Source organism: Roseimaritima multifibrata, assembly GCF_007741495.1.
In the GTDB taxonomy this organism is placed as follows: Bacteria; Planctomycetota; Planctomycetia; order Pirellulales; family Pirellulaceae; genus Roseimaritima; species Roseimaritima multifibrata.
The window spans coordinates 2,046,329-2,059,066 of sequence record NZ_CP036262.1; the positions used below are offsets into that span (position 1 = coordinate 2,046,329).

Below are 12,738 nucleotides of genomic sequence, written 5' to 3' on the forward strand. Positions count from 1 at the left end.
CTTGTTGGTAAGTCATGAATTTTTTGCGTCAACGTTTATCGATTCTTCCATTTGTAGCAGCGACCCTCTTGGGGGCTTTTCTTGTTTTTCAAGTTCAGCCCGTGATCAGTAAGGCGGTGCTCCCATGGTTTGGTGGTTCGCCGGCAGTCTGGACCACCTGCATGCTGTTTTTTCAGGTGGTATTATTCGCGGGCTATCTGTATGCGCATTGGCTGGTCACCTACGTGCCGCGTCGCTATCAAGGAATCTTGCACGTTGGCGTGTTGATGGCCGCGGTCGCTTGTCTGCCGATCCAGCCCAGCGATGCTTGGAAGCCAAGCGGAGACGCTTCGCCGGTTCTTTACCTGCTGGCTCTGTTGGCCGTGCATGTCGGTTTGCCCTATTTCATCCTGGCAAGCACCGGTCCGTTGGTGCAGGCTTGGTGGGCTCGCCGTAGTTCCAGTCAGCGCGTTTACCGTCTGTATGCGTTTAGCAATATTGGATCTCTGGCAGCACTGGTTAGTTATCCGTTCTTGGTCGAACCGCGATTGTCGGTCGATCATCAATCAACAACTTGGTCGCTGCTGTTCTGCACCTTTGCCTTGTTTCAAGGTGGGTTGGCGATTTGGCTAGGGAGCCAAGCCCCAGCCGATTCGACATCAAACGCCGGGGATGTACCGCGGACGTTGGCGTCCGTCGCGCCATCATGGCGTCGCATTCGATTATGGATTTTACTTCCCGCCCTGGCGTCGGCAACTTTGTTGTCGATCACAAATCATGTCTGCCAAGATGTGGCCGTGATTCCATTCTTGTGGGTGCTGCCACTTAGTTTGTACTTACTTAGTTTTATCATTTGCTTTGATCGTCCCGCTTGGTACCGTCCTCGAATGATTGCAAGTTCGGTCCTGGTGATCACTGGTCTGTTGTTTGTTCTGTATCGAACTCCCTACTGGGGTTGGGGCGTTACCGAAGTGGTTCTGCAACTGGCGTTGTTGATGGCGGTTTGTATGCTTTGCCACGGCGAAGTGGCTCGCCTGAAACCGAATCCTGCTCGCTTGACTCAGTACTACTTGTGTCTGTCCGCTGGTGGTGCCGTGGGTGGACTGGCCGTTGGTTTGCTTTGTCCGCTTATTTTTAACGGGTATTTCGAGCATGCGATCTGTCTTGGAATCGCCGCAACGGTGGCCATGGCCGTATGGATCGGGTACCGCGCTTCGCCAACGGGAACAACTTTTTCACTTCGTCGAGTCAAAAGTTTGCGTTTCGGCTTGGTCTGTTTCGCCGCGTTGGTTATGTGGTTGTCGCACGACCATGGGCCTGCGGATGTCAAAGTCGCAGTGCGAAACTTTTTTGGAGTCCTCCGAGTCGCTCACCTTGGTGAGAATGTCGTCATGCTGCATGGCCGAATCATGCATGGAGCTCAGCGTCTTGATGGAGATATGGAACCGACCACGTATTATGGCCGGCAAAGTGGGATTGGATGTGTCTTGACCGCTTTGGGACGTGACGATGAATCGTTAAACGTTACCGGAGTTGGACTGGGGTGCGGGACATTAGCCACCTATGGCCGTCCCGGTGATCAATATGAATTTGTTGAAATCAATTCTGAAGTGATCCGGTTGGCACAAAAGTATTTTGGCTTTATCGGCGACTCGAAGGCGGACGTCCAACTGACACAAGGTGATGGTCGGCTGGTTTTAGAAAACCGTGCGGACGGGCAGGTTGATGTGCTTGCTTTGGATGCCTTTAGCAGCGACAGTGTTCCCGCACACCTGCTAACACTGGAGGCTTTCCAGTTATACAAAAGCTGTCTGAAGCCTTCTGGCGTTCTTGTGGTTCACGTCTCCAACCGCTACCTGGACTTGCCGCCGGTCGTCCACCGTTTGGCGATTGAACAAGGTTGGAAGAGTGCTGGCGTCTACTCCAAAGCGGGTGAGGATACCGATACGATCGCAGCCAAGTGGATTGTGATCGCTGCATCCGATCACGCGATTTGGGAAGCTCCGGAATTGAGTGATGCGTTGATCCCGACGGATGCCGAACGAAAAGCCGGACTGCTCTGGACCGACCGCTACCATGATCTGCTAAGCCTAGTGCGATTCAACGCACCGTAATCGCTTCGTGTACAGCCGGTGGATCGCCGGGCATTGCCACGGCACAGGGGGTGCCGTGCGGCGAAGGCGGGCGAGCCACTGACGTCGCTGCGGCCAAGCGTTAAGACTTTGCATGCTTAATACTCCCGCGACCTCGCCAACCTTGCACTAGCAACAGGCCGTTCAAGCGATCTTATTCGTTACGGTTGCTTTTGCCAGGGAACCGCACCGCCTGCTTGAATGCGGAGCCGCAATCGTGCGGCAAGTCGATGGTAGTCGCTGCGATCTTGATTCTTGCGATCGACTTGTTCTTCGGGATCTTCGTCCAGATTAAATAGTTGCATGGGTTCAAACGGCGTGTTTTGCACCAGTTTCCATGGGCCCGATCGCAATCCTTGGATGGTCAATCCGCCAAATGCCAGTCCCCCTTCGCGGCGGACGTAATAGACTTCTCGCTGGGGCCAATCCGCATTGGGGTCACTTAGTAGGGGGAGTAAAGAGACTCCATCGATATCGTCGGGGATCGTGGTTTGGGTTGCCTCGCAAAGGGTTGGCAGAAGGTCAATGGTGGAACCGATACGAGTGGTTGTCGTGCCCGGTTGCGTATGCCCGGGCCAACGGATTGCTGCGGCGACTCGTAACCCTCCTTCGTACATCATCCCTTTGCCACCACGCAGCGGGCCGTTGTTGGCTCCCACCGAAACCTGGCCTCCGTTGTCACTGGTGAAAACGACAATCGTGTTATCGGCTTGCCCCGAATCTTCCAGAGCTTGCAGGACTTTTCCGATTCCATCATCCATGTGTTCGATTAAGGCAACCAACGCTGCTCGATCGTCGGTGATCCCCGGTTGGCGTTTCTTTACTTTTGCCAGCCAGTCCGCAGGTGGTTGGATCGGAGTATGAGGAGCGTTGTAGGCGAGGTAGAGCATCCACGGTTTGTCGGAGGACGATTGTTCACGAATAAAAGTCGATCCCCATTGCGAAAACAGATCGGTCGCATGTCCTTCTGGATCGATTTCCGTGCGTCCGTTTCGCATGTAGTTGATCCCGTGACGACGATGGTTGAAATAGTCGTCCATCATGTCTCCCAAGAATCCGTGGAAAGACTGGAAACCACGTGAGAGTGGATGGTTCTCCGGTTCAAGTCCAAGGTGCCATTTTCCAACAATCGCCGTATGGTATCCGTTGGCAGCAAGGGATTGAGGCAACGTTTCTCGGTCCTGCTGTAGATAGCCCCAGTTATTGTCTGTTATTGTGCGGATGACTCCGGGCACGCCGACGCGGTCGGGAGAGCAACCGGTCAGCAACGCGGCTCGCGTCGGCGAACAGACGCAGCAATCTGCGTAGAATTGCTGTAGGGCTAGCCCCTCGTCAAATAGTTGGTCGATATGTGGCGTCTGTAAATCGCGGGCGCCATCCGCATGGACGCCTTGGTATCCAAGATCGCCATAACCCAGGTCATCGGCCAGGATCAAGAGGATGTTTGGCCGTTCACCTGAGTCCGCCTTGAGTGATGGTGGATACAGGGTTTGTGTGAAGAGGACCGTGCAAAATGCGAAGGCGAGTACCGTTGTTCGGTGTTGTAAATGACGCGAGAAAGCTCGGCGGCAGCCGAATGTTGCTTTACCAATTGCCAGCGATTTGGCAAAGATTTTGGACACGTTGAATCCCCTTCTTTGAATGGTAGATGCGGTTGCGCATTGAGTAAGTCGTTTCGCCAGCGTAACTGTGGGCCAGCACGAATCAATGCGAAGCAAAAAAATTAGGGACCAGAGCCTACACATGGCGCCCGCCGTGATCGAGAAACGTGAAAAAATGCGTGAGGAATTTTTGCATGCGTTGATTTAGATCGATCGATTTCGCCTTGCCTTTTCTCAAGCCGCGATTTGAAGAGGATAGGTCGATTGGCGAACGTGATTTTTTACCAATTGATTTCGTTACCCACATGTCGGCGAAACGTAGGGGATACCTGGCCGTCGCCGATATTCCGATTTTCGGGGTCGTGAACGATCAATTCGATTGTTGGCGAATCACTGGCCAATACAGCTGTCACGATGGAAAGAGTCGACTGCATGTCGAGCGGTTTTGCAATCAATGCGTTGCCACCAAACTGCTGGATCGTTTCTGCTAGTTGACCATCATGCAAGCTGGTGATGACCAAAACGGGGATTGTCTTTATTTCACTCGAATCGCTTTGACGAACTCTCTTCAGTAGTTCCAAACCGCAACAGTTCGGCATCGAAATATCCGTGAGGATCAAGTGAGGGGGATTGCTCTGGATTTGTCGCCAAGCTTCGTTGCCGTCGGCAGCAATCACGCATTCAAAACCTTGTCGCGTCAACCATGTTGAAACTTTTTCGCGTGATGCGCGGACATCGTCGACGATTACGCATCGTTTGCACATGTTTATTTTGCCCATCGAATTAGCTTTCCATTGAACAGGAACGAAGCGGCCGCCATGCTGATTTCTTTGGTGATCGCAAAGTTTAAAAATTAAACAGCGGCATCAAGACGGACGATTCGCAAGTAGTCGGTTTCTAAAAAGGTCGGTCAGTTTTAACGCTTCGTTGAATCTGTGTCCTATCGCCAAAATACTGAAAAACTTGACGACTTACGGACTGCCGCTCGAAGGCTTTACCCGCTTGAATTCTCGCGTGAAATCAATCTGTGGTAACGGATAAAACCTCTTGGGCCTCGTGGTCGTCGTAGCCGGGGGGACGTGAAATCAACTGATGACGGTTTCCGAGGCAGTCACGTGGCTACGCTCGCCAGAGCGTGGACAGACAGAAAAGTACGTCGCCTATAAATTTCACGTCCCGTCAACGCTACCAGGGAATTTTCTCCAGAAGTCTCTTTCGTGTAAGTTTTACAGGACCGTTCCAGGCAATTTCTATTCGGTAACCTGCGTTCCCGGAGGATCCGCTCGTGTGCCAATGCTGTGATAGTTTCGTAGACGCATTGAGTCGCTCAGGCGTACGCACTTCGCAGGCTCGGAGCCGTGGCCGAACAGCAATGCATCCGTTGATTATGACGTGGTCGTTTGCAACCAAATGATTTCGGAATGAATCACGCATCGTATTGTTTGCTTGGTTTCGAATCATGGTTCTTCCTTTATTGCGACGATGGTTGAAATTGTCCCTCGCGGCAGATCTTTCCGAGCCTTCCGTTCCTTCAACAAATCGCAGTTCTTAGGTCTTTCTGCCTCTTGCTTCCTACTCGATTCGTCCTTGCAATCCTTCCTTCCCGTTTTCCCTTTCCCGTTTTCCCTTTCCTTCCTTGCAATCCCCATGCCGGCGCGGTTTGGATTTTCAAATAGTCGGTATGATTGCGAAAAGTGACGGGGCTCTTGGAATTGCGTCCCCATCAACGTTCAAATCCTTGCTTGGGGGCTATGGATGCTACCTTGGGGTACGGTTGGATGGCGGCCGGTGATTCAAGGCCATCAACTTCGGAATTGCAGGCAATCTTTTCTGGTCGATCGGCGTGAGACGTCGGGTTTATAAGTGAAGTAAATCTGGCTCCCCTCGCCCTCAAAACAAGCTCGCCTAAAACGGGTTTGATACCGGATCAACGGTTCGCCAGCTAATTCAATCGAGTACGATTCAAAGGCTTGTTTTGGGGGAGAGGGGCTGGGGGAGAGGGGCCGACAGCGTTGGGAACGGCGTGGCATAATCCCTTGGAATCCGAGGCTTTAACCGCCTCTTCGCTGTAAAATCGCCGCCTGGAAATCTCCCCCTCTCCTCCAGCCCCTCTCCCCCAAGCAAGCTCCACGAAATCAAGCAAAGAGGCAGAGATCACGCAACGAGCCAGCAATGATTTCTTCCGCAACAAAGAGCTCGCTTAGGGGCGAGGGGAGCCAGACTTTCTTCATTTACAACTCGCAAGTCTCTAAGCCGATCAGCAAATTCTGTGTGTCTTCAATACGCTTGCTCGATGTTTTGCTTCGTTCCGCCTTTTGCGTCGTTCTGTTAAGAAAGTAGAACGCATTTGGTGGGGCCTTTGCATCCACGACTTGAGGTGACGAAGTCCGTCGTTTCGCGGCGTCATCGCGGCGGCCAGACGGGCAAATTGATATTCATTGGAAGTAAATACGATTGCGGTCGCCAAGGTACTGTCCATCGAGGTCACTTCTAATCCGCTGGGCACTCCCTTGCTGCGCCGTGTGAACCGTCCGGAAATGTAGGCTTGTAGGAAATTGTGGAAGGAATTGAACCAAGCAATCAATAATGGGCGACTATCTCTAAGCGTGTCTCCACTGCTTCTGCAAACGCCACAGCCACCAAGTGAACATTCCTAGAATGACCGCTGTGCTTACCCAGCTGAGCGGGCCAGAAAGCTGGGCGTAGTTGTCGCCCAGCCAGTAGCCGATTCCTGCCAATAGCGTTGTCCAGAGAACGGTTCCAATCGCGGTGAAGAAACTGAATCGCCCCAATTGCATTTCAGCGAATCCGGCCGGGACACTGATTAACGTTCTTAGCCCAGGGATCATCCGACAGACAAGCACGGTGACTGCTCCCCATTTATTGAACCAATCATCGACACGATCTAGGTCACGTGGAGCGATCGTCAGCCAACCGCCATGTTTTTCGATCCAGCCTGACAATTTTTCTTTTCCGATCCATCGACCGACGTAGTACCAAAACATGGCTCCAGCAAAGGAACCGGCACTACCCGACGCGACGACCGCCAAGAAGGACGTACCCCCTTGGCTGACCGAATAGCCCGCCCAGGGCATGACGATCTCGGATGGAATCGGAGGAAAGACGTTTTCCACCAGCATCAATGCACCAACACCGGCTGCCCCGAACTGTTCAAGAAAATTTTTGATCCATTCGTCCATCATGTTTTTCTTTTAAAAGAATTTTTTGCGGGCTTGAGTAGGGGGACGCTGCAACCCGCGTTCCACCCTCGCAATTGATGGACGAAGCGAAATCAATAATGCCAAGCGGCATATGATTTGCATCTTGCTTTTAGCTAGAAAGCGGATGGAAGCAATTTTGTCCCTAGGACGCGCCGGTCGGTCCGTATGCTTTAAGCCTGTAGATGGAGAGAGAAAGATGAACGACACAAATCCAGAAATTGAAGAGCAGCTTTCCGCGCTCGCGGAGATTTGTTGTGAGACTCTCAAAGGTGACGATACTGGGTTGGCTGGTCGCAGCGATGCCTTGCTTAAGGCGTTGCTGATGAGCGGCTATGTACGAAAGCATGGTAAGAACATTACTGCCGAATTGGAGGCGCGAGTCAAAAAAAGGTGCCCCGAGCCTGCGATGCATCGTGGCGGCGCGTTATCCGGAATCACTGAAAATTTGCAACAGAAGCTGAACAAACTCGCCCAGTGGGAATCGGAGCTTCCGCAGGAGCGGACGCCGCCCAAAGCAGCAAATATCAGTTCCACAAGCAAAGCCTAGCATGGCGTAATTCCTCCTCCTTGCGATTGCAGGTTAGGCGAGTGAGGGAGTCGCGCGAAATTGGAGCAAAATCATGTCAAACTGTGTGATCGCAGAATACGAAAATACTGCCGCTGCAAAATTTGGTCTGGAGGTTCTCCGGAAGAGCGGGTTTGCCTTGGACCAGGTATCCGTTGTCGCTAGTGCTGACGACCCCGCCGCCAAGCACGTGAGGAATTTGCACGCGGACCCCCAAAGTCAAACGGCTTCCGCAGTCGAAGGGCGTGGTGCCTCGCTGGGGATGCTGATTGGCGGGACGGTCGCCGCGCCGATCGCAGCAGGGACGCTGATCGGTCCGTTCATCATCGCGGGGCCGCTGGCTGGAATTGCGATTGGGGCTGCGGTAGGCAGCCTAGTGGGAATGGAAAGTTGGGGCGTTGCCCACGATGTCAGCGCGGACTACGAGGCCCGCGTTAAGTCGGGATCCGTGTTGGTGATCGTTCACGATGCCGACAAGCTTGAACTTATCCATGCGGAATCGTCGCTGGAAACGACTAATCCAAAATCACTTAAAAGCATACGTCGATAGAATTTTCCGAAAGGCGGAGGCAATTAAAATGGTTTCAGCGCACGAAGTCCGTGGCACGGTATATGTCGAAAAACTTGCACGTTACGAGCAGCGTTTGGAGATCCCGGTGGTTCCGGGCGAATTGATCGATTGGCTTGACGCGGTAAGTCGGGTGGCGACCGATGTTGCAGTCGACTTTCGGCAACGCTTGCGAAAAGCTCATGCAGAACTCTTTGCGGTCATTCTGGAACGTGATCTTGCACTTGCCGCTCGTGTTGAGGAAATGAAACACGAAGGCGTCAGGCTGGCTCAGCAGGCCCGGAGAATTGCCAATGCATTTGAGCGACTTGCCAAAGACTGCAGGGCTGAGGAACCTGATGAAGCGAATTTACTTGAAGAAGTGCAACGCTATTCCGCTGAAGCGTTATCAATGATTATCGGCGTTCGAAAACTCGATTCCGCTGTTACGACTTGGTACATGGAAGCGTTTGACCGTGACCGAGGAATCGTCGACTAGACGCTACGCAAGTCTACACATGAGGAGATCAGTATGAACTTTATCCGGCTTTTAATCGTATTCATTCTACCGCCCGTTTCTGTCTGGATGCAGTTTGGAATCAGTAAGTACTTTTGGATCAATTGCCTGTTGACGTTGCTAGGGTTCGTGCCAGGGGTATTGCATGCGGCCTATATAATGGCTTCTCGCCCGCCAGGGTTAACGAGATTGAACTGATGTTTTTGGCAAGTCAGGTCGGTTCTCCGGCAGCCCTCCCTTTTTTGATACACCACGTCCAATCTCGATCCGCCGTTGGACACGTTGGTTTTCCAATGGTTAAGTACTGGAATGTGGCATCGCGGTTTCTTGATTTGATTTTCGCGAGAACCATTGTGCCTGAAATCCGTGCCACGGCCGTTCCGTGCCACGGCCGTTCCGTGCTACGGTTGAACGGACGACATCGATGCTTGGAGAGTTGTTTGCCGTTCAGCAAGCGGACATCTAATGGCCGTTCCTTTCCACTGTACTGACCGAAGTGAAAGAATCCCCGTTTCATCTGCTCCGGGCCTACATCGCGGCTCAGGCAAGTACGAAACTAAAATGACTCGGTCGACCGGCAAGGAAATCGAAATCGCTAGACTTCCTCGTCCACAAAAATGATGTGGCGGAAGTAGTGTTGTGACTCGAAACTGGCCCCGAGTGCCCCGATCAGTAGCCCCAGCGAACTGCTTAAGATACACATTCGCAGCTTTAACACGAATCCGACTTCGCCTGCGCTTAATTCCGAAGAAGCTGCCCAGGATTTGATTAACGTTGCCCCGAATAGAGAGCTGCTGATCGTCGTACCAATTAGCAGTAGGCACAGCCACATCACAATCATACCGATTAGGACAATACCGTTTGCGGAGGCCATGGTAACGATTGTTTGCTCGCTGGGCCGATGCCCGTGGTTCAGCAGCAACTGTTGTCGAATGATTACGTAGCCTGTCGTTAGTAACCAAGCCGCAGCGGTCAGCAACGCAAGACTGGACCAGGTTTGCGCTAATGCCAAATCCCACGCTTCGGCGGTCATCAGTAGGACAACGACGGTTGATACCGATGCGAGCGTCAACCCGCTCAGTCGACGCGGAAATTGCCAAGGGCGTGCGGCGGCAATCGCTTCGATGATCTCGCGGCGGTTGATCCATCCGGCTCGCATCGCAAAGGCTGGCACACCCATCCGAAGACCGTCCGCATTTGTTTCTTCCAGCCTTTGGTCGGCGACTTCACTGAGTGAAATTCGTTGCTGTTCGATCTGCTTTTCAGTGAGTGAATCCATCGCATCGAGCCTGTCGGCATCGTCAGGGTGTGACATCAGGTTCGTCAGGTCATCGCTGCTGTTGAGACCCGACAAATGCGAGAGCGAGTGCAGCATCAACCGGCTGAGCCGATGAGCCACGCGACGCACCCGCGTTGCTTCATCGGTTGTCTCGCCAAACGCGACCGGATCAATCAACGAGAAAGAAAGCACCGCCGCATCGAGTGGTCGACTGAGTGCAGCCAAACAATGGGGCGTGTAGTAACTTGCAAGGTCAGCGGCTGTCAGCACAAGGGAGTAGTCCCAATGTCGTGAATCGCGTTCTTTGACGGCTTGTTGCAGCAGGACGCTTGGCTGCACGACACTTGCATCAACCAATTCAGGTCTCCGGACAATGAACAAGTTGAAATCGAAGTCAGGAAAGTGTTCTTGCAGATACTCTTTTGAAGTCTTCGTAGCGAAATGGGTTGCCCGCTCGTCGACTTCGTCTAGCAAGCCGGCGATGATGATTCCGATTTCGATTAGCGGCTTGGATTTCGTCATGCTGTTTGGTGGCCATGATTGTCCCGGTCACGAGCGTGTGGAGGGAGCGGGTTTGGTGACAACCTTCCTACACTCGCTCACGCCAAGCGATAGGCGGAGTCGATGCTTCATTCGGAATCAGTGCGATCATTAATAGAAACAGTCCGACGACGATGTGATTTTGATGCTCAAACGGCGGAGGCGTTCCCGCGAATCGTCCCCAAATGATTAAGCCAACGGCGACCAACAAGGTCAATAAATGAGCGTTTCGAGTGGGATGCCAGTAGGATAATCCGGCAAGGAGGGCGATCAGGAACGCGACACCCAGATCGGCAGCCATCAGTAACTGGTCTGAAGATGCGTGAAAAATCCAAGGGCTCATCGCGAGCCAAACCGCTGTCATGATTTCGACCACTCGTCCCCACATCACGCCTCCTCCCTCGCCAACAGCGTTTCCGCTGCTCGCTCAAACGCTTCGTCGCGATATCCCCAAAAAGCGCGCCATAGTAGTCGCCTGTCGTGATTCTGTGTCCAAACGAGCTTCAGATACATTAAAGATGCTCGGACCTCATCCCAAGCCCAATAGACCAGGATCAGCGAGATAAGAGCAGTGACCAAGCAAAGAAAGCACCAATCGCCAACGATGAACGCTTGGCATAACACCAAGATTACGCTGACGATGCCCAGGGGAATCACATCGATACCAAACAAAATTACCAGCCACGGTCGGTATTGCCATCGCCGGGGCGACCCGGCGAAACCAAGGATCGCGTCGCCGAGGTAGGCGATCACGCCGAGCGCCGCATCATGAATTCCCAAAATTCCGTACATCTTTTTCGCTGTATCGGATTTCAGCACGTGATTGCTACCCTCGCCGAAGACCGGGTCCCATGAACTTTCGATTAGGCCCCACTGATACATTGACAGATGTGTCGAAATCGCCGCCGCGACGAATGCAAGCAGGCAAATCGGAATCCGCTGACTCCAAGCCGATGGATTGTGTTTGTAAGGTGGGACGTGTGCGTTAAGGTCGGTCATTTTTCCAGCCCGTTCATCTGGTACCAATGATCGGGGGCATCCATCAGTGATTCGGTGATCTTCGGCAATGTCGTGGCGAGGGCATGCTTTGGTTCCCAGCCGAGCAACTCTTTCGCCCGCGAGATATTGAGAGCGTAGTGGTCATCGGCCATGTCGACCATGAACGGTTTGATAAATGCTTCGCCACCGGACAGCGTGTCGGTGACCGCCGCCCCCGCTTTGGCAACGGGTTTGGGGACATGCAACGTCGTCCACTCGTGTGCGTGTAGCTGTTTCCCGATCAGGTTTTGCAACGTTTGATAGGCGATCGGCTCGGCTTCGCCAATTAGAATGGCGGTCTTCGGGGCGATGGCATCACGTCGCTCGACTGTACGGCCGATAGCGTCCACCACATCGTCAAGGTGGACGACCGACTGTCCCGCGTCGGTATTGCCGGGAAAGAAGTGCCCTTGAAAATCGTTTTCGTAAATCCGTTTGACTTGCTGGACAAGCGTTGGTTGACAGCCGAAGTCCGTATAGATCCCAGCGATCCGCAGAAATACAGAACGGACATTGGGGTGGCCGTCTCGAATCAATCGCTCGGTTTCGATCTTGCTTTGGGGATAGGGCCATTTAGCCTCTTGTGGATCGTCTTCACGGATATGATCGCCGATTGCACAGGGGGCATGTACCAGCATGGTGCTGGTGAAGACAAACTGATCGAATTCAAAATCTTCCAGTTCATTGAGTAACCGGTCGGTTCCATTGATTGTGACTTTTTCGTACAGGTCGCTATCCTCGCCCGAGAAATCATAATAAGCCGCCATATGCACGACGCTTGCCAGTTTGCCTCCCGTCAACCGTCGAACCTTTTCCATTGCCGCTCGAACGGAAACCGAATTGGTGACATCACATTCGATGTCGCGAACATGTTCTTGGGCCTTCGGAGGCTCTGGCCAGCCGACGCGATCGAATCCGAAAACTCGGTACCCCAGTTCGGTCAAGCGAGTGCAGACAGGACGACCAAGCAGACCGGAGCTGCCGGTAACAATTACGGCGGGGCGAGTTTCAGACATCGTTTCCTTCCACGTTTTAAAGAATGAACGTATCCGGTGATTTCGCAAGTTTTATGCCATGTCGTTTCGCTTGCTTCCAGCTTTCGAAACCAGGATTTTCTCAGTCCCGTGCGTTCCGCGTAGATGTCGACGTAGCGACTTAGTTTCGTTCCCGCGAACCAAATAGCGGTGGCTGCGATTGCAAAGACGATCGCATTGGTCGCTAACGATTGCTCGGAAAAGTGCATGGCATTCAACGGTTTAATCGTCTTTCGATCCTTTGGTTCCCGGCTGTCGCTACCGCGTCCCTCCCGGCGTCCGTTC

General features: G+C 53.0%; 13 protein-coding genes. 5 read left to right on the forward strand and 8 right to left on the reverse strand.

What is annotated here, in order from left to right:
• Positions 1 to 14: 14 nt before the first annotated feature.
• The gene (locus tag FF011L_RS07435; RefSeq protein WP_145351013.1) at positions 15 to 2,093 is read left to right on the forward strand and encodes a spermidine synthase; all 2,079 of its coding nucleotides are present in this window, start codon (positions 15 to 17) and stop codon (positions 2,091 to 2,093) included.
• A gap of 179 nt (positions 2,094 to 2,272) precedes the next feature.
• On the opposite strand, the gene FF011L_RS07440 is transcribed toward FF011L_RS07435, so the two are convergent.
• The 3 genes from FF011L_RS07440 to FF011L_RS07450 form a co-directional block, all read right to left on the reverse strand.
• Positions 2,273 to 3,733, reverse strand: coding sequence for a sulfatase-like hydrolase/transferase (locus FF011L_RS07440; protein WP_246109795.1), 1,461 nt, complete (start codon positions 3,731 to 3,733; stop codon positions 2,273 to 2,275).
• Positions 3,734 to 3,993: 260 nt separating this feature from the next.
• The gene (locus tag FF011L_RS07445; protein ID WP_145351015.1) at positions 3,994 to 4,491 is read right to left on the reverse strand and encodes a response regulator; all 498 of its coding nucleotides are present in this window, start codon (positions 4,489 to 4,491) and stop codon (positions 3,994 to 3,996) included.
• A gap of 1,821 nt (positions 4,492 to 6,312) precedes the next feature.
• Positions 6,313 to 6,912, reverse strand: a complete 600-nt coding sequence (locus tag FF011L_RS07450) for a DedA family protein (protein WP_145351016.1) — start codon at positions 6,910 to 6,912, stop codon at positions 6,313 to 6,315.
• Between the two features lie 145 nt (positions 6,913 to 7,057).
• Here FF011L_RS07450 and FF011L_RS07455 point away from each other — a divergent pair, with 145 nt between their 5' ends.
• From FF011L_RS07455 to FF011L_RS07470, 4 genes are all read left to right on the forward strand, one after another.
• On the forward strand, positions 7,058 to 7,480 hold the full coding sequence (locus tag FF011L_RS07455; protein WP_246109796.1) for a hypothetical protein: 423 nt from the start codon (positions 7,058 to 7,060) through the stop codon (positions 7,478 to 7,480).
• 73 nt (positions 7,481 to 7,553) lie between these two features.
• On the forward strand, positions 7,554 to 8,048 hold the full coding sequence (locus FF011L_RS07460) for a hypothetical protein (protein ID WP_145351017.1): 495 nt from the start codon (positions 7,554 to 7,556) through the stop codon (positions 8,046 to 8,048).
• Between the two features lie 28 nt (positions 8,049 to 8,076).
• Positions 8,077 to 8,544 (forward strand): hypothetical protein, encoded by a 468-nt coding sequence (locus FF011L_RS07465; protein ID WP_145351018.1) that lies wholly within the window; start codon positions 8,077 to 8,079, stop codon positions 8,542 to 8,544.
• Positions 8,545 to 8,577: 33 nt separating this feature from the next.
• On the forward strand, positions 8,578 to 8,760 hold the full coding sequence (locus FF011L_RS07470; RefSeq protein ID WP_145351019.1) for a YqaE/Pmp3 family membrane protein: 183 nt from the start codon (positions 8,578 to 8,580) through the stop codon (positions 8,758 to 8,760).
• Positions 8,761 to 9,157: 397 nt separating this feature from the next.
• On the opposite strand, the gene FF011L_RS07475 is transcribed toward FF011L_RS07470, so the two are convergent.
• The 5 genes from FF011L_RS07475 to FF011L_RS07495 form a co-directional block, all read right to left on the reverse strand.
• Positions 9,158 to 10,363: a hypothetical protein gene (locus tag FF011L_RS07475; protein ID WP_145351020.1), complete on the reverse strand. Its 1,206-nt coding sequence runs from the start codon at positions 10,361 to 10,363 to the stop codon at positions 9,158 to 9,160.
• Between the two features lie 67 nt (positions 10,364 to 10,430).
• Positions 10,431 to 10,769: an SPW repeat domain-containing protein gene (locus tag FF011L_RS07480; protein ID WP_145351021.1), complete on the reverse strand. Its 339-nt coding sequence runs from the start codon at positions 10,767 to 10,769 to the stop codon at positions 10,431 to 10,433.
• The gene (locus FF011L_RS07485) at positions 10,769 to 11,380 is read right to left on the reverse strand and encodes a vitamin K epoxide reductase family protein (protein WP_145351022.1); all 612 of its coding nucleotides are present in this window, start codon (positions 11,378 to 11,380) and stop codon (positions 10,769 to 10,771) included. The genes FF011L_RS07480 and FF011L_RS07485 overlap by 1 nt, the downstream gene beginning before the upstream one ends.
• Positions 11,377 to 12,435 (reverse strand): NAD-dependent epimerase/dehydratase family protein, encoded by a 1,059-nt coding sequence (locus FF011L_RS07490; protein WP_145351023.1) that lies wholly within the window; start codon positions 12,433 to 12,435, stop codon positions 11,377 to 11,379. Before FF011L_RS07490 ends, FF011L_RS07485 begins: the two co-directional genes overlap by 4 nt.
• Positions 12,411 to 12,671 (reverse strand): hypothetical protein, encoded by a 261-nt coding sequence (locus FF011L_RS07495; protein WP_145351024.1) that lies wholly within the window; start codon positions 12,669 to 12,671, stop codon positions 12,411 to 12,413. The genes FF011L_RS07490 and FF011L_RS07495 overlap by 25 nt, the downstream gene beginning before the upstream one ends.
• Positions 12,672 to 12,738 lie beyond the last annotated feature (67 nt).